The following is a 22,109-nucleotide window of genomic DNA, read 5'->3' as shown; positions in this document are numbered from 1 at the left end:
TTCCGATATCGAGGCAATCATGACTGGCGCCTTGCCGAATATGCGGCCGCTGCAAGGCCGATGATCGCACCCTGCAGCATCAGCTTGGCGGATTCGCCAAGCCCCCGACTCGTCAGCAGGTTGAAGCTGAATGTCAACATCAAGGCGGCGACGGTCGGGCCGAGCCCCTCTCCCAGGACTATTGCATATGGTGCTTTGCGCGAGCTGAGCGCGCGCCTCGTCCTTCAACGCCCGCTAACGGCGGGCGTCTCGAAGAATGGCCACAGGCGAGATCGCTCCCATATGCGATCGCCCTGCCCCTTTCCGGAGCCGAAGGTAACGCCGTCGGCGTGAACGGCGCTAGCGGACCCGCTCGAACGTGATGCGGATCTTCGTGCCGTCAGGTCGTTCAAAATTCTCGGTCATGACGTCGCCGTCGACCACCAGACGCAATTCCTTCCGCGTCCGAACGCTGCCGATCCAGTTCGGAAAGGTGCAGCCCTCGACCTTGTTGCCGCTGAACTCGCCGTTCTCATCCACCGTGTAGGTGCCGAAAAAGCCGATGCTGCCGGCCATGGCCGCGCGGTTTTCCGCGTCCGTGCCCTCGCCCCGCACGCTGGAGGCAAAGCGCGGGACGTCCGAGTCGGTCAGCACCTCGATGAAGTGCATGTCCGGCGTGAAGGTCAGGAGCCCGTTCGGCCGCGCGCCATAGGCCGGCAGGTTCTTTCCTTCCGGATCGATCTGAGCGGAGACCATTCTCCAGGTGCCGAGCACCTTGTTCGGCGGCGTAGCGTGGACTGGAGCACTCATCAGGCAAACTCCCAAAGCGATCAGCACCAGATTTCGACGGGTCATGTTGGAGTCCTCTGCTTCGTCTTTCTACGCGGCCGCCGGGCCTCGGAATGGCGGACCTGCGCGAGGCCGCTTCAAGTGCACAGATCCGTCCTCGCCTGGGTGCGGGACGACTCCGTCGCTAAGCGAGCGCCGGTCAGTGTTGCCGAGACATCCCACAGATGAGACGCCACCGCATCGTCATCGGCCTGCGGCGGCACGCGGGCCACGGACGGCGAACCGCGGATTTCGCCGAACTTGTCCGGACCGTAATAGCCGCCGGGGACGATGTCCGGCGACGTCGCCGCGAACAGCGTCGGCAGCGCACCTTGCGCCGCCGGCTGAAACAGGAACCAGAGGGCGGTCCGCGCCAGGCCGGGAAGGCTCATCCGGCCGGCGCCATTCGGAATGAGGTCGGTCCGCGATACGCCGGGATGGGCCGCAACGCTGGTGATGCCCCAGCCGAACCTCCGGCTGCGTCGCTGCAGCTCGAACGCAAACATCAGGTTCGCAAGCTTGGACTGGCTGTAGATCGGCATCGGCTGGTAGCGACGCTCAGCCTGCAGATTGTCGAACTCGATCGCTCCGCTGCGCGCTGCCAGGCTGGACACGGTGACGACGCGCGGCTCGACGCCCTTGTGCAGCAGCGGCAGAAGCTCGGCCGTCAGCGCGAAATGGCCGAGGTGGTTCGTGCCGAACTGCATTTCGAACCCGTCGGCCGTTACTTGCCGGACAGGGGGCATCATGACCGCGGCATTGTTGACGAGCAGGTCGAGACTGTCCCGTTGGCCACGCAAACGGGAGCCGAAGGCCCGCACCGAATGAATATCCGCAAGGTCGAGCCGTTCGAACCGGACGTTCGCGTTGGGCTGACGGGATCGGATCCGCGCGACGGCGTCTGCTCCCTTCGAGGCATTGCGACCGGCAATGATCACTTCGCCGTCCGCACGCGCCAACGCCAGCGCATCTTGGTAACCCAGGCCACCCGTGCCCGTGACAACGGCGCAACGCCCCCGCTGGGACGGAATATCGCTCGCACTCCAACCAGGCATCGGGCCATCTCCCACGGCACAACATCACATCGGGCCAGTTAAATTACACCTAGTGTAATTTTCAAGCGTTGTGCCGCCCGAGCCTGTTGACCTTCTCGTGAACGACACCTGCGCCGCGGCCCTCCCGCGCTGCGCGATTCAGTGGCCGCAGCGAAGCTCTGAGGATCCCGCGCAGCCGGACAAGCAAGAGGGCGGCTAGCGCCCGCAGCTTGGCCAGCGTCCCGGCGCGGATGACGGTCAGCACAGGGAGCAGCGCGAGCAGAAGGCTGAGGCCAATCCAGCGCAGAAGGCGGCCGGCCAGAAAGGCCTGGATCGTCGGGGTCCAGTCGTCCACCACGAGATTGACGGTCGCGGCGAACGCCGCCTTCGCACCGAGACAGAGGAAGCTGTTCGAAACGACGTTCGCCAGATCGAAGCAGGGATGGAACGAGATGGCGCACAGCAGGATGAGAACGCCGAAATTGCCGAGATACGGCGAACGTATGGCCTTCACCGCGCGCGCGAGGGTCCGAGCGACAAATCGACGCTGGTCACGTTCCCTTGGCGAGCCTTGCACGGCGCCGTCGAGGCGCCGCTCGCCGGCATGACGGGCTCGCGCGTCATGTATCGTCCGGGGGACGGATTGCAGGCTCCTGCGAGGTCTGCTGATTGCACGGCGAGGCCGGTGCGGCGCGCCCTGGCGATGGCTGGAGGCGACGTAACCGGCAGGATTGCGGCGTAGAAGCTCGATGTTGCCGGAGCTGCGCGTGCGCTGGTCCTTCCCGGCCGCCGCTTGCAGCAAACCGGCCTCGGCATCGTGGAAATCGCAACGCGAAGCATCGGCATCCCGGTCGTTCGCCGGGCCGTCCCTGTCTGCAGTCATCTTGATCCAGTTCGCTGGTCTTGGACGCCTCGAATCGGCCCGAGCCTTGCTGGCCGGCCTCACATGCAGTAATTTCGCACTTGATGCGGAATTTTATCGCACTGAGTGTAATTTTGAATGAGGCCGTTGTGTGTCGAAACAGGACGGAGACGACCCATCACCGAAAAGCGAGGGACTGAGGGAGCAAAAGCGCCGCGAAACGTTGCGACGGCTCACCGACACCGGTCTGAGGCTCTTCCTTCGGAACGGCTATGAGGCGACGACGCTCGACGCCATCGCGGAGGCAGCGGGAATTTCGCGTCGGACCTTCTTCTATTATTTCAAGTCGAAGGAAGACATCATCCTGGCCTGGCAGGGCGGTCTCGCCGAAGCCATAGGGCGCGCCGTTCTGGAGCAATCGACCAAGCAGCCGCCGCTCGAAGCGGTGAAGAATGCACTGGTCAGACTCACGGCGTCCTACGAGGACGTCCAGGCCCGGAAACAAATGATGGAGATCGACCGGTTCATCCGCACCAACGAGACGCTTCGCGCCCGCGAGGCCACCAAATACGCCCAACAGGAACAGGCGGTCTTCGACGCGCTCTGCACGATGTGGCCGCAGCCCAAGCGGCGAACGGCACTCCGCATAGTCGCGATGGTCTCAATCGGAGCTTTTCGCCTTGCGATCGACAGTTGGAGCCAGGATGAGGGAAGGCGTCCCTTCGCCGCCTATTTGCGGGACCGTTTCGCAAACATGAAGGCGGAAGCTTGAATCCAGGGGCTGTGACTGAGGCGCAGCCTCGCAAGGCTTATTGCGCCGCGATGCCCTCAGCCCTCCACCCGGTACAGCCGCCACCTTTCGGGCACCCCCTTGAGCCGGTGCTGGCCATGATCCCTCAGGTTGATTGCGGACTGCGCCGCCATCAGTTCCTTTACCGCGCTCGAAACCAGCACCTCGCCCGCGCGTGCTTTCGCTGCAACCCGGGTGCAGATGTGGAACGCGAGGCCGACCATTTCGCCGCCGCTGATGGTGTATTCGCCCGCGTGTAGACCCACCCTGATCTCGAGGCCGAGCGTGCGCACGGCTTTCTGAATCGCGGCCGCGCAGGCGATGCCGGCAGCGGGTTTCCTGAAGGTCGCCAGCACGCCGTCGCCCGTGGTCACGACCTCCTTGCCGCGGCACGTCTTCAGCTCCTTGCGGACCGCCGCGTAATAATGGCCTATCACCTTGGTCCAGCGCGCATCGCCGAGCTTGGCTGCCTTCGCCGTGGAGCCGACGATGTCCACGATGAGGATGGTGGCGAGCGCCTGCTTGAGCTCGGCGGCGCGGGCAGCCGACCGGCGCCGGTTCGCGATGGGTCCGGTCAGCGGCTCATAGCGGTGATTGCGGCGCCGCGCGATCGCGGCTTTCGTGTACTCCTGCGCGCGCTGCGCGGTGCCGCAACGGATCGTCTTCTCCTGCGGCGACCGGGACCAGTAGACCTTGCGCCCGGCGCCGGCGCCCTGCACCTCCACCGCGCCCCATTTCAGGAAGACCGCCGCGCCGACGCGTCTGACGCACCACGCCTTCGAGGTGTATCCGGAGACGTTGGACTGATGGACACCGATGCGGAGAAATTTGGGCATGAAGGTGCGGCCAGAGACCGTTTGGGCGTAGCTTCGGCAAGGCTAGTCGGACAATCCGGCCTTGGCAACCGGACCTCCGGCCTCTGACTCCGGCGGGACAAGCTTATCCAGGAGCGATGTCCAGATCGATGTGCTATCCTCCTATGGGGCGGCAGAAGAAAATCCGGAGAGAATTTATGGCAACGAGTGTCAAGCAAATGCTGGAAGCTGCGAACGCGGCGGTCCCGAAGATCACCTCGGAGCAGGCGGCCGAGATGATCAACAAGGGCAACACGCTGGTCGTGGACGTTCGCGATGCGCCGGAAGTCGCCGCCAGCGGCAAGATCGCCGGCGCCGTGAACGTCTCGCGCGGGATGCTGGAGTTTCGCGCCGACCCGGAGTCGCCCTATCACGACAAGGCGTTCGACAAGGGCAAGACCGTCATCCTCTATTGCGCATCCGGCGGCAGGTCGGCGCTGGCCGGCAAGCTCTTGAAGGATATGGGTTACGAGAACGTCTACAACGTCGGCGGCTTCAAGGACTGGACGGGCGCAGTCGAGAAGTAGCGAGAACAGCGGCGCGGTTCCGTTGACTGCGCTGCGAACTCCGATTGGCACTTTCTGCGGCAAGGCGCGTTGCGGTGTTGTCGAGGAGGCGCAGATGACCAAGACCAAGGCTGCCCACGCACAAGACGCCAAGATTCCCACGCAAGCAGCGCTCAATCCCGGTGACGAAGCTCCGCCCGGAACCAAGGGCACCGGCGACGACGTCTGTCCCGATTGTCACGGCAAGGGACGCATCGACGGCGCGCCTTGCGCCACCTGCGGCGGGAGCGGCACCATCACGCGGGCAGTCGGCGGCGCCTGACGCCGCCTCGTCCAGCGGCTTCATCTTCGTAGCAACGATCGGCCCTTCACGTGTGTTTTCCCCAACTGGAGACAGTGAGGCGCACCATGAACAAGACGACCGGACTGACACCCGACGACTTTCCGATCGAAGCCGACAAGGACAAGCTGAAGACACACAAGGGCGAGCCGGTGGCCTCGGCCGAGACCGAGCAGATTGCGGACGAGATCGCCGACCGGCTGAACGAGCAAGCCCACCAGGAAGAGCAGGACCGCTGGTCAGCCTAGTTCAGCGGGTTTGCGGCGCCCCATCGAATTTGGAACGACCACGCGTTCCCGCGCATTGGCCCTTCGCCGGCGTCTCACCATTCCGGCAAATGGCGGCCCCGGCTCAAGCCCGCCCCCGGATGCCGGGCCGGGGCCGCCTAGAGCGCGATGCGATTAGGATGAACCGTCATCGCGCTCCAGGTTATTGTTTGAGCATGATCTTTTTGGAAAACCGCTGCGCACTTTGCGCTGCGCGGCCCTCCGGGTCCGGATCATGCACCAGGCCGAGCACAGGAGCGGACATGAAAGCACTCGTCATAGCAGGGCTCATCGCGGCGCTCGCCTCGTCTCCTTCCGCCTTCGCGCAAAGCGGCGCGGGGCCGTCGAGGACGGGCTCCGGCATCAATTCGACCGGCACCGGCGGCACGACCGGCGCGGGCGCCTCCAGCCTCAATACGTCGTCGGACGCCAACAACGGCGGCGCCAATGCACCGGCGAAGTCGTCAACGATGAGGCCGGGCGACAACGATCCGGCCAGGCAGACCCAGGGGGGCCAACAGGCCCTGCCGAACGCCCCCGGAACTAACCGGAAATAGCGCGAGCCGGATAGGCATAGAGCTCGATGGGGGCGTTGAAGCCGCGCACCTCGTGCCGGCCGACATGCTCCAATGCGAACTCCTTCTCGACAAGCTCGGCGAAATCGCGTGACAGCAGCACGTTCCTGCCGAGCGTCTTGGTCAGGGCCTCCAGGCGGGAGGCCATGTTGACGGCCGGGCCGATCACCGTGAAATCCAGCCGCTGGGCAGATCCGATATTGCCGTACATGACATCACCGACGTGGACGCCGATGCCGTAGTTCAGCGGCGCGCGGCCGGTCGCGCTGTTCCGATCGTTGAGCGCGGCCATGGCTCCCCTCGCCTCGGCCACCGCATGCAGAAGATTGGCGCAGGCGTTCGGCTGATGCAGCGGGAAGATGGCGAGCAGCCCGTCGCCGATGAACTTCAGGATCTCGCCGCCGTGCCGCGCGATCGGCTCCGACATCGCGTCGAAATAGTCGTTGAGAAGGTCGATGACATCGTCGCGCGGCCAGTTGTCGGAGATCTTGGTGAAGTCCCTGAGGTCGCAGATCATGATCGCGGCGCGCACCGTCGTGCCGGTGCCGCGCCTGGTGGCGCCGGCCAGGATCAGCTCGCCGGCATGGGAGCCGACATAAGTTTCCAGCAGCGTGCGCGCTAGGCGATTCTTGATGCGGATCTCGCTGACCAGCGCCAGCACCGGCAACAGCTTCTTCAGGCCGGCGATGTGGACATCCTCGAAACCGCCGGGACGATCAGTGGCGAAGGTCACGACGTGGCGCTTGCCGAGCGTGTGCAGCAGCGGCCAGGCCACATAGTCGGTCATGCCCAGCGACCGCATGTCGTCATAAAGAGCATGTTTGCGACCGAGCGAGGAATCCTGTTCGAGCTTTTCGCGGACCTCGTCGGCACCGTCATGGATCTCGTTGGCGGAGCTGCCGATATATTCGGACCGCTCGCGAACGTCATAGTCGGCCAACGTGATCTCCGCCTCGCGCTTGCCGTCGGACCACATCATGCGGGCACCCAGCCATTGCGGATGATGGATCATCACGTGAAGCGTCGATCGCTTGAGCGGAATGCCCGCCTGCTGCAGGCGGATGCACATCAGCGCGAAGATGTCGTCGATGAAGCGCTCGTCGCGCGTGCCGTTGGTCAGCCAGTCGATGACGCCGTCGGCCAGTGTGGGGGCGTATGTGTGTGGCGCATTCATATCCTGCCCCTCGAGCTGCGGTTTAGCCAGCAGATATCGTGCGCCGGCCCGGCGGCGTCAACCTAGCTAGTTGCATGGATTGTGCGCATCGGTCTGAGGTTCTAGACCAGAAGCCGGATCGACCCCAGCACCGCCAGACCCGCGACGAGCGCAAGCTGCGACGGCCCGGCCAGCTCGACCTTCAACGTGCCGGTGCGGGGAATCGCAAATTCCTCGTTGTCGAGGCGGATGCGGCATTCGCCGCGCGGGGCGTAGACCAGATGCGTGCCGGCGGCGAGGTGCCGGTCGCCGGGCTGCTTCAACGCGAGGAGATCGATCTCGGCCGCGCCGCGCCGCGCCATGAGGTTCACGACCTCGACGGGACCGGCCTCGAGCTCGGTCACGATCTCGAGCTCGCCGGTGAACCGCACCGTCGTAAAAGGTTCACGTTCGTCGAATTCCTGCGTCGGCGACTTCAGCACCAGCCCGCGGCCCTCGACGACCATTTGCAAGCGGTCGATGCCGGGCATGTGGGAGAACGGACCGGACGCAAGAATCGGCGTCGACGCAAAGCGCCAGAGCAGGCTGTCCCAGTCCTTCCGCGGCGCATCGGCCCGATGCGCATCCGCGATGTCGGTGAAGACGCCGGCGCCGTTCTTCCACGGCGAGCGGGTGTAGATTTCAGGATTGAGCAGCGTTGCCTTCATGGAGATCCCTTATGCGATGTAGGTGCGGAGCATCGCGCGCCCGTCCAGGAACGGCTCGGCCGCCTTGAGCACCGCATCCAGATGCGTGAACAGCGAGACGTGACCGCCATCGGGGAGCGCCAGCAGCTTCGCCTGCGGGATTGCCCGGCAGACGTTCTCGGCATGCGAGAACGCCAGCACATCGTCGGCGCGGCCGTGTACGACGAGAGCAGGCGCCGAGACCGTTCCTACGGGCAACTGCTCGAGCGCGGCAAATTGCGCGATGTCGTTGACGGTCCCGGGGATCCTGGCGGCTAGATGCTCGAACACGCTCGACTGCAAGGTGCGCAACAAGAGGCCTGCCTCGGGATGGCGCAGGGTTCGTTCGCGCATCGCGTCATCGGGAATCGCGCGGCGCGCACCAGCTTGCGGATTGCGTTCAGCCCGCCACTTCAGGACCCCCGGCAATCCGGGAAGACGCGCAAGATAGCGCATCATGCGCAGGCGCGCGGCGATGTCCGGCGGCGTTTGCAGTCGTCCCGTGCAGGCCGACACCAGCACCAGCGACCGGCAGCGCGAGGGATGCCGCGCGGCAAATTGCAGCGCCGAAGGGCCGCCGGCCGAGACCGCGACGACGGCCGCGCTTGAAATCCCGAGCGCGTCGAGCAGATCCCGATAGAGATCAGCCTGGTCATCGGGCGATGCGCCCAGCTCCAGGCGCGAGCCGAGATAGCCGGGGCGAGACACGGCCAGCACCCGCTTGTCGCTGAGCGTCGAAGTGAGCGCACGCGCCAGCAGCCACGATTGGTCGTGGCCGCCCATGCCGCCATGGATGGCGAGGATCGCAGGCCCCTCGCCTGCGATCGCGCATTGGACGACGCCGCGGGAGGTCCGCACCGAGACGGGAGCAGGCCCGGCGAGCGGCAATGCGTCCGGATTTGCGGTCATGTCGCGCCTTCCACGCCTTCGGGTGCGCCGGCCTTGAAATGGCGCAGAACCTTCGCGGGACGCTGACGCCCGGGTGAACTGCCGACCCGGGCGGTCCCATACTATAGGGACCCGGCGAGCTCAAGGGCTCGGCCTGCAGGTTGCGCGGGCACGCCATGACGTCGTGGAATCCGCGCCGCTATTTCGACGCCAATGCCGCCACAGGCCGCCAAGTGACGTCGGGCGCGGCTGCTGCCAGTTGCCGGCAGCGGTCCCGCATTAGCTCGGCTGGGCGATCGTCGCCGCGGCGCTTCAGCACCGCCTCGAAATCGGCCAGCGCATCGGCAAAGCGGCGGGCGCGATAGGCGGCGAGGCCGCGTTCGTAATCCGCGATCCAGCCGATGCTGCCGACCGCATTCTCGTTCACCATCCCGATCAGCTCGTGGACGGAGAGTCCCTCCTCGCGTCCGTAGACCGCGATGCTGTCGACCTCGCGCGTGACGATGGCGCCGCGCGCCAGACGTTCGGTTGCCGCGCCGATCAGGATCTGCGTGCCGTAGGATTTGTTGGCGCCTTCGAGCCGGCTCGCGACGTTCACGGCATCGCCGATCACGGTGTAGTTCAGCCGCAGCTCCGAGCCGATATTGCCGACCAGCATGCGGCCGGAATTGATGCCGATGCGGATCTGGAGCGGCTGACCGAGATCGTCGACGAGGCCCGACTCGTCGATCGCCCGGCGGCAGGCGAGCGCGGCGCGGCAGCATCGTGCGGCGTGATCGCCTTGCGGCTGCGGCGCGCCCCAGAACGCCATCACGGCATCGCCGATGAACTTGTCGATGGTCCCGCCATTGGCGACGATGATCTCCGAGGTGAGGTCGAGATAGCGCGACAGCAGCGGCACGACGCGATCGCCGAGCCGCTCCGACAGTCCGGTAAAGCCGGCGATGTCGATGAACATCACGCTGAGCTCCTGAACGCTGCCGCCGGGCTTCGCCTCGACGCCCTGGCGCAGCAGGCCACGGACGAGATCGGCCGGGATGAACTTGCGGAATGCGGACAGGCCGGCCGCCATCTCCGCGATCGCACCCGATAGGCTTGCGATCTCCTTCAGCCGCGACGGATGGCGGCGGACCTGCTCCAGCGCGAAGGCTTCGACATGGCGCAGTTCGCCGACGACGCGCGACAGCGGCGCGGCAATGACGGACCGCGCCAGCATCGCCGAGGCCAGCGCCGCGAGCACGGCGCCGACGGCGAGGCCGAGGATAAGGCGATGCAATGTCGTCTCGACCGGCCCGAGAAATTCGGCCTCGGGGATCACGGTCGCGAGCGACCAGCCGGGAAACGGCAGCGGCGTCAGCGCGACCTCATAGGCCGCGCCGCCCGAGGTGAGCCGGCTTTGCCAGGCCTCCTTGCGGCCGGCCTCCCCGGCCTGGTCGAGCGCTGCGCGCGCCAGCGGCAGCAGCGCCGTGTCGCCACGCGCCGGATGGAGCTCGTCGGCGTCCTTGTCCGGCGCTGCGACGAGCTCGCCGCTGCCGTCGACGATGAAGGCGGTGCCGGTGCGTCCGACCTCCAGCTGCGACAGGAAGCGCGCAAGCCTGGTATATTCGATCATGACGGCAAGCACGCCTTGGCGCTCCTGGTAGACGTCGATCGGGCCGGCGAAGGCGATCGACGGCCGCTCGCCGGTCGCGTGGTCCATCACCCTGAACCATTGCGGGTCTTCCGCGCCGAGGCCGGCCTTGAACCAGGCCTGATCGGCGACGCGGAAATCGGTCGGCTCGAAGCGGCGGTTGGCGAACTCGATGTCGCCGGGCACCACGTCGTATTCGTCGACGCGGCGCTCGCCCGGATGATCCGTCAGCGAGATCTCCATCATCTCCAGGCGCCGATCGCCGAGCTTGTGCGCGGCGAAGAAGGAGCCGTCAGGCCAGCCGAACGCGACCCAGGAAATCGTGGCCTGCGATTGCAATTGCGAGAGGAAGACGAATTCGCGCTTGTCGGCCTCGCGGGTGTCGAGCACGTTCTGGAGGAACAGGGTGCGGATCGCGGTATGCGCGGCGCGCGCCTCGTCGACGATGGCCGAGACCTCCTTGCGCACCGCCGCGACGATCTGCTCGTTGATGGTCGAGGCGAGCTGCCGGCTGGCCGCCTCCGCGGTGCGCCACCACAGCAGGCTGGAGAGCGCCGCGGTCAGCAGGATCGCGGCGAGGACCAGCGCGGAGACAGCAAGGCGGATACTGACCGTCATCCTTGCGATCGCGCGCAGCTGGCGTCCGGGATCGACGTTCATGGTTTTATCCGCCTTTGGGTGGGCGCGACTCCTGTCATCTTCCTACGCAGATTTCCTACCGTCCGTTACCTCTGCCAAGTTTGGTCGGACGCATCCAATGCTCTCGCTCGAACGTGTCGATAGCGCCAAGGCATTGGATTTGGGCACCCACTTGCCCGCTAATCCCGTCCAAGCGCACCGACCGTGCGCCCGATCCAATCGATCTCACGGTTTCGTGAGCAGCCCGCCGTAACACGGGCGGCGCGCGGAACGAAGGAGATCATGCGCGCTCGCCTGCCGGGCGGCACCATTCGAACAGGAGAACCTCGATGTCTGCCAAACATACCGTCACCTCCCTCGTCCTCGCCGGTGCGGTGTCGACCGCGCTCGCGACCCTTGCCTCCGCCGCCCCCCTGAGCAAGGCCGAAGCCGATGCCGCCGTCGCCGCCAAGAAAGAGAAGTGCTTCGGCGTCGCACTGAAAGGCCAGAACGATTGCGCGGCGGGACCGGGCACCACCTGCCAGGGCACCTCGACCGTGGACTACCAGGGCAATGCCTGGAAATTCGTCAAGGGCGGCACCTGCACCAGCATCGAGCTGCCGGGCGGCAAGAAGGGTTCGCTGAAGCCGATCTGACGGCCGGCGCAACGGCAAGCGCGAACGGAGCAGCACGATGAGCACGATCAAGCCGGCCCCGCCAGCAGCGCTGCCGCTCCGCTTCGCAACGCCGATCGGCGGCGTTGCCGGGACGAGCTTCAAGCCCGAGCACCTCCCGGCAATCCTCGAGGCAAAGAAACGGCGCGGCTTCTTCGAGGTCCACGCCGAGAACTACATGGGCGCGGGAGGGCCGCCGCATCGCGCGCTGGAGGCGATCCGCCGCGATCATCCGCTCTCGCTGCACGGCGTCTGCATGTCGATCGGCGGACCCCGGCCGCTCGACAAGGCGCATCTGGCGCGCTTCCGCGGCCTGGTCGCGCGCTATCAGCCGGCGCTGGTCTCCGAGCATCTCGCCTGGTCGACGCACGAGACCAGCTTCTTCAACGATCTGTTGCCTCTGCCCTACACGGCGGCGACGCTGACTTGCGTCTGCGATCACATCGATCAGGTGCAGGAGGCGATCCGGCGGCCGCTGCTGTTGGAAAACCCGTCGACCTATCTCGCCTTTCGCGAATCCTCGATGCGCGAGACCGAGTTCATCCGCGCCGTTGCGGAGCGCACCGGCTGCGGCCTGCTGCTCGACGTCAACAACGTGTTCGTCTCCGCGGCCAACCATGGATATTCGGCGCTCGACTACCTCGCTGATTTCCCGCTGTCGCGCGTCGAGGAAATTCATCTCGCCGGGCATGCCGCGCAGGCCGACGACGAAGGTGACCTGCTGTTGATCGACAGCCACGATGGCCCGGTGGCCGACGCCGTCTGGAAGCTCTACGAGATCATGATCCGGCGCCGCGGGCCGGTGCCGACGCTGATCGAATGGGACAGCAAGATTCCGGACTGGCCGGTGCTGCAAGCGGAAGCCGCGGCCGCCCAGGCGATCCTCGACCGCCATCAGTCCGTCATACCGGCAGGAGAGCGTCATGCCGCCTGAACCCGGCCTGTGTTTTGCCGCATCGTTCGCGCCGGCGTTGCTGGATCCGGAGCGCAGCACGCCTGAATTCGTGACCGGCCCCAACGGCAAGGCCGCTGGCCGGCGCTACGACGTCTACCGCAACAACGTCACGGTCAGCCTGATCGACGCGCTCGCCGCGATCTATCCGGCGGTGCAGCGCATCACCGGCATGGACTTCTTCCGCGCGATGGCGCGCTTGCATGTGCGTAGCAATCCGCCGACATCGCCGCTGCTGTTCGAATACGGCCGCGATTTCCCGGAGTTCATCGAAGCTTACGAGCATGCGCAAGATCTGCCCTGGCTCGGCGACGTCGCGCGTCTCGAGCGGGCCTGGCTCGATGCCTATCACGCTGCCGACGCGGTCCCGCTGTCGTCGGCCCAGCTCGCGGCGGTGACACCCGACCGCCTGGCTGGTGTGGTGTTCATTCCGCACCCGGCTGCGCGATGCCTGCGTTCGAACTACGCTGCCGTGACGATCTTTGCGGCTAACCGCGGCGACGCACCGGTCATGCGGATCGATGCCTCGACACCGGAGGATGCGCTGATCACGCGAGGCGAATTCGACGTCGCCGTGCGCCGCCTTCCACCCGGCGGCGCGGTCTTCGCGCACCATCTCATGTCGGGCCGGCCGCTCGGCGAAGCCGCTGCGGCAGCGCTGGAGGCGGCAAGCGAATTCGACATTGCCGCGAACATCGCCGGGCTGATCGAAGCCGGCGCCTTCACCTCGCTCTGTTGCGGAGACCCATCATGATCACGGAGCAACCCATGACGCCCGCCAGCGGCCTGCCGTCGCTCGGAGCACTCATCGACAGAGCCAATCATCTGGTGCAGGCGCTCGCGATACCATCGCTGGTCCAGCTGGTGCTGCGCCTCGCGCTGGCCGTGCCGTTCTGGCGCTCGGGCCTGCTCAAATGGGACGGCTTCCTCAGGCTCAACGACACGGCAGTAACGCTGTTCAGCGACGAATTCATGCTGCATCTGCCCGGCGGTCCCTATCACTTTCCGGCCCCGACGGTGATGGCCTTTCTCTCGGGCTCCGGCGAGATCATGTTCCCGATCCTGCTGGTGCTGGGGCTGGGCACGCGGTTCGCAGCGCTCGGACTGCTAGTGATGACGGTGATCGTCGAGCTCACGGTGCCCGACGGCTGGCCGATCCATCTCACCTGGGCAGCGATGGCACTTGCCCTCATGGCTTACGGGCCGGGGCACATCTCGCTCGATCATCTGATCTGTCGCATCCGTAGCCCGGATGGAGCGCAGCGCAATCCGGGGCAGGTTGCGCGGTGAGGCATCGGTCCCGGATTACGCTTGCGCTCCATCCGGGCTACAGAAGAGCACTTACATCCCGCTCAGGCCGCTATCGACTGCGAGGGTCTGTGCGGTGACGTAGACGCTTTCGTCGGAGAGGAAGAACAGCACGGCATAGGCAATCTCCCAGGCTGTCGCCTGGCGGCCGAACGGGATGTGGCTCTTGCCGCGGGAGGGACGGCCGGCGCCGGCTTCGCGGCCGTTGGGGGTGTCGACGAGTCCGGGATAGACGAGATTGGCGCGGATGCCGCGGCGGGCTCCGAGATGGGCGATGTTGCGCATCAGACCGCCGAGCGCGGCTTTCGAGGAATCGTACACCGCCATCTGCGAGCCCGCCTTCAGCGCGGCGATGGAGGAGATGAAGACGATGGCGCCGCCATCGTCGAATTTCGGCAAGCCGGCGCGGCAGCACAGCATGGGGCCGCGGACATTGACGTCGTAGATCTTGTTCCACTCCTCGGGGCTGACGGCATCGAGCCCGACCTTGCCGAATGTGCCGACGTTCAGCACCATGCCGTCGAGCCCGCCCATGGCGCGGCGCGCCTCGTCGATCATGCGGACGACGTCGGCCTCCGAGGTGACGTCGGCCGCGATGGCAAAACCCTCGCCGCCTTCATCCGTGATGCGCTTCACCGTCTGTTCGGCGGAGCTGCGGTTGAGATCGGCGACCGCGACCTTGGCGCCCTCGCGGGCGCACAGGATGCTCATGGCACGGCCGTTGCCGATTGGATCGCTCGCTGCGTCGAACACGCGTTGGCCGCCGCCGACGATCAGGATGCGGCGCCCTTTGAGGCGCCCCCTGCCCGGCGCTTCTCCGGATGATTCCGCGCTCGGCGGACGAATGTAACGCTCCGGCTTGCTCTCGGTGTCCGCCATCTCAGCCGCCTGGCTTCTTGCCGCCGTCATAGACCTTCATGCCAGCGGCGGGATCGAGATCGGTTTCCGTTGCTTCGGTCAGGCGCGCCATCATCATGTAAAAGCCGAGCGCGACGATGGCTTCGACGATTTCCTGGTCGCTGAAATGTTTTCGCACGGCCGCGAAGATGGTCTCGGGGACACGGACGTTCTCGACCACTTCGCGGCCGAACTTCAGCAGCGCGCGCTCGGCCTCGCTCAGGCCGGCGGCGTCGTAGTCACTACGCTCGACGGCGTCGATCTGGTCCTGCGTGCAGCCGACGCCGAGCGCGATCGGCACGTGCTGGCGCCACTCGTAGGCGCCGCCTTCGAGCTGGGCGGACTGGAGGATCAGAAGCTCGCGGTTGACCGCGCTGAGCTTCTGCTTGTGCAGGATGGAATTGCCGAGCCGCATCGCCGGAATCATGTTGGCCTCGGCATGGGCCATCATGCGGAAGATGTTGAGCTTGACCGGCATGCGGTCGAACGAGGCGCGAATGTCGCCGCTCGTCGTCTCCGGATCAATCAGGGGCAGCCTTGCCACGCATTTCTCCCTTGGGCTTTCGTTTCTTGTTGTCGGCGTCTTGACCTGCCGCGATCAGCGACAGGAAGAAGGCGAGATAGCGGTCGATCGCCTCGATCACCTTCGGCCGCGGCGACGGCACCGCGCCCATCACGTAATGCTCGAGGCGGATGTAGATCAGACCGGCGGCGAACAGCCGCGCGGTCTCGCGCGGATCAGTGGTCGAGATCAGGCCGGCGAGCGCGAAGCCGCGGAAATAATCCGTCATCAGGCTCTGCTCGCGCGCGTAGAAATGATCGGCGAATTTGGCGCGAATGCCTGGCACGCGGTTGCGCTCGGCGGTGATGACCTTCTGGAACTGGTGCTCGCGCGGATCGGACCATTGCTCGACGAGGTCGAGCGCGAACTGCCGGCAGAACTCCGCCGGCTGCCGCGCCAGCTGCTTGTAGCGCGGCTCCTCCAGCCGGCTCGCCGAGCTGGCCGGGCCATGCTCGCTGACGATCGCCTCGAGGATCGCCGCCTTGCCGGGGAAATGGTTGTAGAGGCTGCTCTCGCGGATGCCGACGCGGCGTGCGAGCTCGCGCATCGAGGCGCCGCCATAACCGCTCAGCGCGAACAGGTTGAGCGCTTCGGCGAGGATGCGCTCGCGCGTCGTGGGCGCAGCCGCTTCAGCCGCGCTGGAGGTGTCGACAGCCATGCTGCTTGACTAACGAACGCTCGTTCGCTAGTCAACCGTACGAACGATCGTTCGTTTCAACTCCGCTCGATAAGCGGAGAGCAATTGGGGGAAGAACGCCATGGCAAGCCACGCTCGCCTTTTGCCCGCGCAAACCATCGCAGCGCTTCGCATCGTCACATCATTGCTGCTGATCTTGTCAGCGGCGCCGTCCGCCCGCGCCGAGGATGCTGCCGCCTACCCCACCCGCAAGATCAGGATGCTGCTGCCTTACGCGGCCGGCGGCGGCGGCGACGTAGTCGGCCGGCTGCTTGCGGACAGGATGGGCAAGACGCTCGGGCAGAGCATCTATATCGAGAACCACACCGGCGCCGCCGGCACGATCGGCACGCAGATGGTCGCGACTTCCGCCAATGACGGCTACACCATCACCGTCGGCGGCATGACCACGCATGTGCTGGCGCCCGCGATCTATCCAAAGCTGCCCTACGATCCGATCAAGGACTTCACGACGATCGGGCGCGTCGGCGTCTCCTCCATCATGCTGGTGGCGACCAAGGACTTTGCCGCCAATGACATCAAGGGTCTGGTCGCGCTGGCCAAGAAGGGCGAGCCGATCCAGTACGGCAGCTGGGGCGTCGGCTCGACCGGGCAATTCTGCGCGGAAATCCTGATGCAGCAGACCGGCATCAAGATGGACCACGTGCCGTTCAACGGCATCGCAAAGCTGGCCGGCGATTTGCTCGGCCGCCACATTTCCCTGGCGACGCTCGACGTCGCCACCGCAACGCCGCTGGTGAAGGAGGGCTCGATCAAGGCGCTGGCGGCCTGCGGCGAGCGGTCGCCGAGCCTGCCCGAAATCGCCAGCTACAAGGAGCAGGGCGTCGCGTTCGACCGCAGCCTGTCATGGGCGATGTATGCGCCCGCCGGCGTGGCTCCGCCGATCGCGCAGAAGCTGTCGGCGGCCCTGAAGGAGACCCTTGGCGATGAGGTGGTGAAGCAGAAGCTGCTGGCGCTCGGCATCACCCCGCAATTCGTGCCCGGCGAGGAGCAACGCGACATCAACGCGCGCGACATCACGGCCTGGAAGCAGGTTGCCAAGGACGCGGGCATCGAGGTCAAGTGAGCAAGTGGCGGGCAGCTCGCCAGCAACCATCCTTCGAGACGCCCGCCTGCGGCGGGCCCTCAGGATGAGGCCCCTCGTGAATAGGCAGAGAGCAGGAGCGCGGACATGAGCAGCATCTTCGGCGCGGTGCGCCAGAACGGATATGTGGTGCGGGACATCCACGCCGCGATGAAGCACTGGATCGAGGTGATGGGCGTCGGCCCCTGGTACTACATGGACCGGGTCAAGACCGACTGGTTCCGGCATCGCGGCCGGAATTCGGCCGTCGAGATGAGCATTGCGCTGGCGAATTCCGGCGATCTCCAGATCGAGCTGATCCAGCAGCGCAACGACGCGCCCTCGCTCTACAGGGAATTCCTCGATGCTGGGCACGAAGGGCTCCAGCACATGTCGTATTGGAGCCACGACTATCAGGCGCTCTACGACAAGGCGCTCGGGCTCGGCTATCGGATCGGCCATGAGGGCCAGATCGGCGGCAACAAGGGACGCTTTGCCTATTTCGACACGCAGGCGCATCCGGGCACGGTGATCGAAATCTCCGACATCAGCGGCACCAAGGGACCGTTCTTCGAAAAGGTCCGGCAGGCCGCGATGAGCTGGGACGGCACGCGGCCGATCCGCGAGATCGGCGGCGGGAGATCGTAGAACCGATTGCCCGCAATGTACGCCGTTGCTGGCTCTTGCGGGAAACCATGGTAACGTGGCCTCGTGTCCGAACCTTCAGCGAGGCTAGCATGCCCGACACTGACAAGGTTTTCGCCGGCTCGATTCCGAAAATCTACGACGAGTATCTGGTCCCGATGATCTTCGCCGTCTATGCGGAGGACATCGCAAGGCGCGTTGCCGCACGCTCTCCCGCTGTATTGCTCGAGATCGCAGCGGGCACCGGTGCGGTGACGCGTGCCGTGGCGGCGGCGCTGCCGCGCGGCGTTCGATACGTTGCAACGGACCTCAACGAACCGATGCTCGCGGTCGCAGCGCAGCGCCAGGCGAATGACGATCGCATCACCTGGCGCCAGGCGGACGCAATGGCCCTGCCCTTCGGCGACGCCGAGTTCGACGTGGTCTGCTGCCAGTTCGGCGCGATGTTCTTTCCGGACCGCGTCAAGGGCTATTCGGAAGCAAAGCGCGTCCTGAAGCTCGGCGGCGCGTTTCTTTTCAATGTCTGGGACCGCATCGAGGAGAACGTGTTCGCCGATGACGCAACGACCGCCCTGGGCAAGCTGTTTCCCGACGATCCGCCACGCTTCCTAACGCGGACACCCCACGGCTATTTCGACCAGGCGATCATACGGGCCGACCTCGCACGCGCAGGTTTCGGCAACGTCTCGATCGAAATACTGGCAGCCACCAGCCGCGCCGCCTCGCCCGACCTCGTGGCGTTAGCGTATTGCCAGGGTACGCCGCTGCGCAGCGAAATCGAGGCGAGAAGCGGCGGCGATCTTCAGGCCGCGACGGACGCTGTCGCCGCTGCAATCCGCGCGCGCCACGGGTCCGGACCGGTCGAAGCCAAGATCCAGGCGCTGGTGATCACGGCGCGGCCATAAGCCTGCGCCGCAGGCAAGCCCGGCTTCCTTACCAGAAGCCCCGCTGCATCGGCGGCGCCGGCTGATAATACTGATACTGGCTGCGCCGGCGCGGGTTGACCGGCTGGACGTAGGGATCGCGATAGAAGAAGCCGAAGCCGTTGTCCCAGCCGTCGTCGCTGGCGACCATGGCGGGTGCGGTCGGCTTACGCGTGATGAAGCCGCCTTGCGGCTCGTTGCTCAGCACCGCGACGAACTCGGTGCGGTAATTGGTTTCGCTGCTCAGCGGCTCGTCCGAGATGACGATCGAGGAGCGCGGCAACGCGGTCGGCCCGATGCGGTCCCACACGTCCTGCGGGATGGTGATGCGGTCGAGCGCGTTGCGGGCCTCGTCGCCGTTCTCGATCGTGACCACGCTCCAGCGCAGGCCCGTCGCGGTCTTCGCCATCGCCGTGAAGATATGCGTGCCGATCGGCTGCTCCGGGTTGCGGATCGTGACGGGGACCTCGATGCTGGTGTCGAACACCTCGCCGCCGCCGTCGGGCGCCGGCTTGTGCGTGTTCCGCCGCACATAGAGCTTCTGCGTCGCGCGGCTGATGTAGACCGAGACCGGCTCGCCCGCGAGCTTGGCGTCGGTCGCCGCCTTCACGGCCTCGGTCTTTCTGGCCGCAGCGGTCTTCGCGGCTTCCTTGGTCGCGGCCACAGCATCGCGCTTCGGCTGTGCGGCGGCCCTGGCGGCCTCGAGCTGCGTCGCCGCGTCGGCAGCCTTGCTTGCTGCCTTCTGCTTCAGCTCCTCGGCCTTGACGCGGGCCTGATCCGTCTTGGCATTTGCGAGCGTTTTGTCGGCGAAGGCGAGCTCGGCATCGGCGCGGCTCTTCTGCTGTTCCAGCTTGCGCAGCGCGGCCGGGAGCGCGGCGGCCTCCTTCGCCGCGGCGGACGCAGCCTTTTTGGCCTCGTCGGCCGCCCTTGTGGCCTCCTCCGCCTCCGCGGAGAGCTTGTCGGCCCGGCCGGGCACGGCCGCGATGGCCTCCGGCTTAGGCACGAACAGCGAGGGATGAGAGAATTCCGTGGGAACCGTGTCATGCGGCGAGACGATCACGCGCATCCCGATATAGGTCTTGTCGAACACATTCTCGGCGAAGCCGAACGGCATCCGCACGCAGCCGTGCGAGGCGGCATAGCCCGGCAACGGTCCGCCATGCAGGGCGATCCCGTTCCAGGTAATGCGCTGCATGTGCGGCATCCAGGCATCGTCATACAGGCTCGAGCGATGCTCCCGGTTCTTCTCGAGGATGGCAAAGACGCCAGCCGGCGTCTCGCGCCCCGTCGTGCCGGTCGACACCGGCGCGCGCACGATCCAGCCATCGGCATCGTAGAACGTGACCTGCTGGCTCTTGATCGACACGATCGCCATGATCGGATCGCCGGCCACCCGCGGCGCGACCGCCTCGGCAACCTGGCGCTGCTGCTTGGCCGCAATCGCCGGGGTGGCCGCCGCAAGGGTCGCCGCCGCCACGAGCGCCATGATTCCGGCAGGCCCCCGGCGCCCCACCGCCCTGATGGATTGCGCCGTCGTCGATCGGTTTTTCATGCCATCCTCGGTCGAGCTGCCAGTCGGCTGGTATCGCTCACGTGTCAGATTGGAATCGTTGCATTAAGAAATTGCAGTCGCCTTACGTTCCGTCTGTGGCGGGATTCGGTACGTTCGGACGACAAATCTCTCATATACGACGCCTCGCGGAGGCGGAAGGCGGCCGTCAGCCGAGGGCAGCCGGAGCTGGCCTCAATCGCTGCGGCAGAATGTCCGGATCACCTTTTGGTGCGACCATACGGACGCGCGAATAGCCCTTCCGCTAGACGCCGAGAGCCTTGCGGTTCAACGTTCGCAGGAAACGCAGCGACAACGTTCGCACGTTCGCAACATTGAGCAGCCAGGCCGCGGCCGCATAGGCAAGGCCGCCGGCGAGGCTGACGATGACGAGCGAGGCGAGGCCGGTGCCGCCCACTTGCGCGCGCGCAACAAGGATCGCCGCCGCCATCAATGCCGCGGAGGCAGCGACGCCGGCGAGGCGATTGAGCTCGAACGGGACCGGATGGGCCCGATGCATCAGGACGAGTGCGACCAGGAAGCCGATCGCCTCGGTTGCCAGCGTCGCCAGCGCCGCGCCGTAAAGGCCGTAGCCGCCGATCAGCGCGAACATCAGGATCACGCTGATCACCAGCGTGAGGAAAGATTGCGTCGCCAGCATGAACGGCCGCTCGGCGAGCTGGAAGCTGATCTGCACGTAGAACTGATTGGCGATGCCGAAGAAGCGCGCAAGCACCAGCGTCGGCAACAGGGCCGAGACGCCGGCGCGGAAGTCGATCCCGACGAGCGTTCCGGCCACCTGGTCCGCCGCAAGCGCAAGCCAGACCGCAACGGGCGCCACCACGACGAGCAGCAGCTCGAGGCTTTCGGTCAGCCGCTCCCGCGTCGTCTCGCCGTTGTTCTCGGACAATGACCGGAACACCAGCGGCACGGTCGCCGCGGCGACGCTGGATGCGATCATCACCATGAACTGGCGCGGCAGATCGGCGGCAACGCCGAAGATGCCGGCAGCATCCTTGCCGAGCAGATAAGCGACAATGAGGCGGTCGCAGGCCGAATAGACGGCCACGGACAATCCCGCCAGCGTCAGCGGCAGGCCGTAGCGCGCCAGCTGCATGAACTGGCTGCGCTGGAATCGCGCGATCCCGGTGCGGTCGCCGACGAGGTTCAGGATGATGCCGGCGAGCGATCCCAGACCGAATGCGGCGAGCAGCCCCAATCCACCCCACCCGAGCCAGATGCCGAGAAGTCCGAAGCCGACGGTGGAGACGCTGCGCACGATCGAGATCGCCGCGAAGCGGTAGGGGCGCAATTTGGCGCGCTCGAACTCCTGGCCGACATCGACGGCATTGGCCATGATCGCGACGAACATGCTGGCGAGCAGCAGCTCGACGCTGAGATCGCTGCGGACCAGGACAACCAGCGGAGTGGTGGCGCAGAGCACCGCGGCCGTGAGCGCGAAGGCGACGATTGCCGTGCCGCGAAAATCGACATCCGCCGACATCGCCTGATAGCGCGACACCGACAGCTTGATCCAGGCGAAGAAGATCGCGCCCAGAATCCCGGCAAGGCTGATGCCGACGACATAGACGCCGTACTCCGCCGGGCTGAGGAGCCGCGTATAGGCCGTGACGGCGAAGAAGCCCACCGCCGCAGGCAGGATGTAGGCGACGAGATAGATCGAGAAATGGCGGTTCAGCATGCGAGCACGGGACCGTGGGCGGCCATCAGGATTAACGGATCGTTAAGACGATTGGGTGCGACAATCGGGGCTCGCCGCTGGCATTGCCA

The 22,109-nt window shown here is 66.0% G+C and carries 25 protein-coding genes; 11 read left to right on the top strand and 14 right to left on the bottom strand.

The features are described from left to right. Positions 1-339: 339 nt before the first annotated feature. The 3 genes from I6F37_RS29945 to I6F37_RS29935 all read right to left on the bottom strand — a co-directional run bounded on the left by I6F37_RS29945 (position 340) and on the right by I6F37_RS29935 (position 2,643). Positions 340-789 (bottom strand): lipocalin-like domain-containing protein, encoded by a 450-nt coding sequence (locus I6F37_RS29945; protein WP_225114035.1) that lies wholly within the window; start codon positions 787-789, stop codon positions 340-342. Between the two features lie 116 nt (positions 790-905). Continuing rightward, a complete protein-coding gene (locus tag I6F37_RS29940) occupies positions 906-1,862 on the bottom strand; it encodes an oxidoreductase (protein ID WP_225144699.1) in 957 nt (318 codons plus the stop codon). Positions 1,863-1,923: 61 nt separating this feature from the next. After that, on the bottom strand, positions 1,924-2,643 hold the full coding sequence (locus I6F37_RS29935) for a hypothetical protein (protein ID WP_225151616.1): 720 nt from the start codon (positions 2,641-2,643) through the stop codon (positions 1,924-1,926). Between the two features lie 283 nt (positions 2,644-2,926). On the opposite strand from I6F37_RS29935, the gene I6F37_RS29930 reads away from it, so the two are divergent. Next, the gene (locus I6F37_RS29930; RefSeq protein ID WP_225151618.1) at positions 2,927-3,475 is read left to right on the top strand and encodes a TetR/AcrR family transcriptional regulator; all 549 of its coding nucleotides are present in this window, start codon (positions 2,927-2,929) and stop codon (positions 3,473-3,475) included. Positions 3,476-3,531: 56 nt separating this feature from the next. Here the strand turns inward: I6F37_RS29930 and I6F37_RS29925 are convergent, their stop codons facing one another. Further along, entirely contained in the window at positions 3,532-4,329 is a 798-nt protein-coding gene (locus I6F37_RS29925; RefSeq protein WP_057026102.1) for an adenylate/guanylate cyclase domain-containing protein, read from the bottom strand. Between the two features lie 176 nt (positions 4,330-4,505). Between I6F37_RS29925 and I6F37_RS29920 the strand changes: the two genes are divergently transcribed. From I6F37_RS29920 to I6F37_RS29910, 3 genes are all read left to right on the top strand, one after another. Then, positions 4,506-4,874, top strand: coding sequence for a rhodanese-like domain-containing protein (locus tag I6F37_RS29920; RefSeq protein ID WP_036011668.1), 369 nt, complete (start codon positions 4,506-4,508; stop codon positions 4,872-4,874). Positions 4,875-4,968: 94 nt separating this feature from the next. Then, a complete protein-coding gene (locus I6F37_RS29915) occupies positions 4,969-5,175 on the top strand; it encodes a hypothetical protein (RefSeq protein WP_050991724.1) in 207 nt (68 codons plus the stop codon). Between the two features lie 86 nt (positions 5,176-5,261). Continuing rightward, positions 5,262-5,441 carry a hypothetical protein gene (locus I6F37_RS29910; protein ID WP_036011671.1) on the top strand — a complete coding sequence of 60 codons (180 nt, stop codon included), beginning with the start codon at positions 5,262-5,264 and terminating at the stop codon, positions 5,439-5,441. A 181-nt stretch (positions 5,442-5,622) separates the two neighbouring features. On the opposite strand, the gene I6F37_RS29905 is transcribed toward I6F37_RS29910, so the two are convergent. The 5 genes from I6F37_RS29905 to I6F37_RS29885 form a co-directional block, all read right to left on the bottom strand. Beyond that, on the bottom strand, positions 5,623-5,946 hold the full coding sequence (locus I6F37_RS29905; RefSeq protein WP_036011673.1) for a hypothetical protein: 324 nt from the start codon (positions 5,944-5,946) through the stop codon (positions 5,623-5,625). Positions 5,947-6,002: 56 nt separating this feature from the next. After that, positions 6,003-7,208, bottom strand: coding sequence for an adenylate/guanylate cyclase domain-containing protein (locus I6F37_RS29900; protein ID WP_036011675.1), 1,206 nt, complete (start codon positions 7,206-7,208; stop codon positions 6,003-6,005). Positions 7,209-7,309: 101 nt separating this feature from the next. Beyond that, on the bottom strand, positions 7,310-7,894 hold the full coding sequence (locus I6F37_RS29895) for a HutD family protein (protein ID WP_036026727.1): 585 nt from the start codon (positions 7,892-7,894) through the stop codon (positions 7,310-7,312). Between the two features lie 9 nt (positions 7,895-7,903). Beyond that, the gene (locus I6F37_RS29890; protein WP_050995988.1) at positions 7,904-8,821 is read right to left on the bottom strand and encodes an alpha/beta fold hydrolase; all 918 of its coding nucleotides are present in this window, start codon (positions 8,819-8,821) and stop codon (positions 7,904-7,906) included. Positions 8,822-8,999: 178 nt separating this feature from the next. Then, entirely contained in the window at positions 9,000-11,090 is a 2,091-nt protein-coding gene (locus I6F37_RS29885) for an adenylate/guanylate cyclase domain-containing protein (RefSeq protein ID WP_225153501.1), read from the bottom strand. Positions 11,091-11,398: 308 nt separating this feature from the next. Between I6F37_RS29885 and I6F37_RS29880 the strand changes: the two genes are divergently transcribed. From I6F37_RS29880 to I6F37_RS29865, 4 genes are read left to right on the top strand one after another with little or no spacing between them, the layout of a single operon-like run. Further along, positions 11,399-11,704 (top strand): DUF2282 domain-containing protein, encoded by a 306-nt coding sequence (locus I6F37_RS29880; RefSeq protein ID WP_036026732.1) that lies wholly within the window; start codon positions 11,399-11,401, stop codon positions 11,702-11,704. Between the two features lie 37 nt (positions 11,705-11,741). After that, positions 11,742-12,656: a DUF692 domain-containing protein gene (locus I6F37_RS29875; RefSeq protein WP_225153499.1), complete on the top strand. Its 915-nt coding sequence runs from the start codon at positions 11,742-11,744 to the stop codon at positions 12,654-12,656. Further along, a complete protein-coding gene (locus tag I6F37_RS29870; protein WP_225151625.1) occupies positions 12,646-13,428 on the top strand; it encodes a DNA-binding domain-containing protein in 783 nt (260 codons plus the stop codon). The genes I6F37_RS29875 and I6F37_RS29870 overlap by 11 nt, the downstream gene beginning before the upstream one ends. After that, a complete protein-coding gene (locus tag I6F37_RS29865; RefSeq protein ID WP_225151627.1) occupies positions 13,425-13,964 on the top strand; it encodes a DoxX family protein in 540 nt (179 codons plus the stop codon). Before I6F37_RS29870 ends, I6F37_RS29865 begins: the two co-directional genes overlap by 4 nt. 51 nt (positions 13,965-14,015) lie before the next feature. On the opposite strand, the gene I6F37_RS29860 is transcribed toward I6F37_RS29865, so the two are convergent. Genes I6F37_RS29860 through I6F37_RS29850 form a run of 3 tightly spaced genes read right to left on the bottom strand, consistent with a single transcriptional unit; the run spans position 14,016 to position 16,099 of the window. Next, on the bottom strand, positions 14,016-14,861 hold the full coding sequence (locus I6F37_RS29860) for an SDR family NAD(P)-dependent oxidoreductase (RefSeq protein ID WP_225114022.1): 846 nt from the start codon (positions 14,859-14,861) through the stop codon (positions 14,016-14,018). A gap of 1 nt (position 14,862) precedes the next feature. After that, a complete protein-coding gene (locus tag I6F37_RS29855; RefSeq protein ID WP_036011690.1) occupies positions 14,863-15,423 on the bottom strand; it encodes a carboxymuconolactone decarboxylase family protein in 561 nt (186 codons plus the stop codon). Further along, a complete protein-coding gene (locus tag I6F37_RS29850) occupies positions 15,401-16,099 on the bottom strand; it encodes a TetR/AcrR family transcriptional regulator (protein WP_225151629.1) in 699 nt (232 codons plus the stop codon). Before I6F37_RS29850 ends, I6F37_RS29855 begins: the two co-directional genes overlap by 23 nt. Positions 16,100-16,199: 100 nt before the next feature. On the opposite strand from I6F37_RS29850, the gene I6F37_RS29845 reads away from it, so the two are divergent. From I6F37_RS29845 to I6F37_RS29835, 3 genes are all read left to right on the top strand, one after another. Next, positions 16,200-17,204, top strand: a complete 1,005-nt coding sequence (locus tag I6F37_RS29845) for a tripartite tricarboxylate transporter substrate binding protein (protein WP_225151631.1) — start codon at positions 16,200-16,202, stop codon at positions 17,202-17,204. Between the two features lie 105 nt (positions 17,205-17,309). After that, the gene (locus I6F37_RS29840; protein ID WP_225151634.1) at positions 17,310-17,849 is read left to right on the top strand and encodes a VOC family protein; all 540 of its coding nucleotides are present in this window, start codon (positions 17,310-17,312) and stop codon (positions 17,847-17,849) included. Between the two features lie 89 nt (positions 17,850-17,938). Beyond that, positions 17,939-18,751: a class I SAM-dependent methyltransferase gene (locus I6F37_RS29835; RefSeq protein WP_225151636.1), complete on the top strand. Its 813-nt coding sequence runs from the start codon at positions 17,939-17,941 to the stop codon at positions 18,749-18,751. A gap of 28 nt (positions 18,752-18,779) precedes the next feature. On the opposite strand, the gene I6F37_RS29830 is transcribed toward I6F37_RS29835, so the two are convergent. Next, positions 18,780-20,321 carry a L,D-transpeptidase gene (locus I6F37_RS29830; protein WP_225151638.1) on the bottom strand — a complete coding sequence of 514 codons (1,542 nt, stop codon included), beginning with the start codon at positions 20,319-20,321 and terminating at the stop codon, positions 18,780-18,782. Positions 20,322-20,583: 262 nt separating this feature from the next. Continuing rightward, positions 20,584-22,020 carry a lipopolysaccharide biosynthesis protein gene (locus I6F37_RS29825; protein ID WP_225151640.1) on the bottom strand — a complete coding sequence of 479 codons (1,437 nt, stop codon included), beginning with the start codon at positions 22,018-22,020 and terminating at the stop codon, positions 20,584-20,586. Positions 22,021-22,109 lie beyond the last annotated feature (89 nt).

The sequence above is a fragment of the Bradyrhizobium sp. NBAIM08 genome, from assembly GCF_020193935.1.
Taxonomy (GTDB): Bacteria; Pseudomonadota; Alphaproteobacteria; order Rhizobiales; family Xanthobacteraceae; genus Bradyrhizobium; species Bradyrhizobium yuanmingense.
This window is presented reverse-complemented; position numbering and strand designations above follow the sequence as displayed.

What these genes read in the sequence shown, in the direction of transcription:
- I6F37_RS29945 (WP_225114035.1), bottom strand. Translation starts at nt 789, where the DNA reads ATGAGTGCTCCAGTCCACGCTACGCCGCCGAACAAGGTGCTCGGCACC.
- I6F37_RS29940 (WP_225144699.1), bottom strand. Translation starts at nt 1,862, where the DNA reads ATGCCTGGTTGGAGTGCGAGCGATATTCCGTCCCAGCGGGGGCGTTGC.
- I6F37_RS29925 (WP_057026102.1), bottom strand. Translation starts at nt 4,329, where the DNA reads ATGCCCAAATTTCTCCGCATCGGTGTCCATCAGTCCAACGTCTCCGGA.
- I6F37_RS29920 (WP_036011668.1), top strand. Translation starts at nt 4,506, where the DNA reads ATGGCAACGAGTGTCAAGCAAATGCTGGAAGCTGCGAACGCGGCGGTC.
- I6F37_RS29915 (WP_050991724.1), top strand. Translation starts at nt 4,969, where the DNA reads ATGACCAAGACCAAGGCTGCCCACGCACAAGACGCCAAGATTCCCACG.
- I6F37_RS29910 (WP_036011671.1), top strand. Translation starts at nt 5,262, where the DNA reads ATGAACAAGACGACCGGACTGACACCCGACGACTTTCCGATCGAAGCC.
- I6F37_RS29900 (WP_036011675.1), bottom strand. Translation starts at nt 7,208, where the DNA reads ATGAATGCGCCACACACATACGCCCCCACACTGGCCGACGGCGTCATC.
- I6F37_RS29895 (WP_036026727.1), bottom strand. Translation starts at nt 7,894, where the DNA reads ATGAAGGCAACGCTGCTCAATCCTGAAATCTACACCCGCTCGCCGTGG.
- I6F37_RS29890 (WP_050995988.1), bottom strand. Translation starts at nt 8,821, where the DNA reads ATGACCGCAAATCCGGACGCATTGCCGCTCGCCGGGCCTGCTCCCGTC.
- I6F37_RS29885 (WP_225153501.1), bottom strand. Translation starts at nt 11,090, where the DNA reads ATGAACGTCGATCCCGGACGCCAGCTGCGCGCGATCGCAAGGATGACG.
- I6F37_RS29880 (WP_036026732.1), top strand. Translation starts at nt 11,399, where the DNA reads ATGTCTGCCAAACATACCGTCACCTCCCTCGTCCTCGCCGGTGCGGTG.
- I6F37_RS29875 (WP_225153499.1), top strand. Translation starts at nt 11,742, where the DNA reads ATGAGCACGATCAAGCCGGCCCCGCCAGCAGCGCTGCCGCTCCGCTTC.
- I6F37_RS29870 (WP_225151625.1), top strand. Translation starts at nt 12,646, where the DNA reads ATGCCGCCTGAACCCGGCCTGTGTTTTGCCGCATCGTTCGCGCCGGCG.
- I6F37_RS29865 (WP_225151627.1), top strand. Translation starts at nt 13,425, where the DNA reads ATGATCACGGAGCAACCCATGACGCCCGCCAGCGGCCTGCCGTCGCTC.
- I6F37_RS29860 (WP_225114022.1), bottom strand. Translation starts at nt 14,861, where the DNA reads ATGGCGGACACCGAGAGCAAGCCGGAGCGTTACATTCGTCCGCCGAGC.
- I6F37_RS29850 (WP_225151629.1), bottom strand. Translation starts at nt 16,099, where the DNA reads ATGGCTGTCGACACCTCCAGCGCGGCTGAAGCGGCTGCGCCCACGACG.
- I6F37_RS29845 (WP_225151631.1), top strand. Translation starts at nt 16,200, where the DNA reads ATGGCAAGCCACGCTCGCCTTTTGCCCGCGCAAACCATCGCAGCGCTT.
- I6F37_RS29840 (WP_225151634.1), top strand. Translation starts at nt 17,310, where the DNA reads ATGAGCAGCATCTTCGGCGCGGTGCGCCAGAACGGATATGTGGTGCGG.
- I6F37_RS29835 (WP_225151636.1), top strand. Translation starts at nt 17,939, where the DNA reads ATGCCCGACACTGACAAGGTTTTCGCCGGCTCGATTCCGAAAATCTAC.
- I6F37_RS29830 (WP_225151638.1), bottom strand. Translation starts at nt 20,321, where the DNA reads ATGAAAAACCGATCGACGACGGCGCAATCCATCAGGGCGGTGGGGCGC.
- I6F37_RS29825 (WP_225151640.1), bottom strand. Translation starts at nt 22,020, where the DNA reads ATGCTGAACCGCCATTTCTCGATCTATCTCGTCGCCTACATCCTGCCT.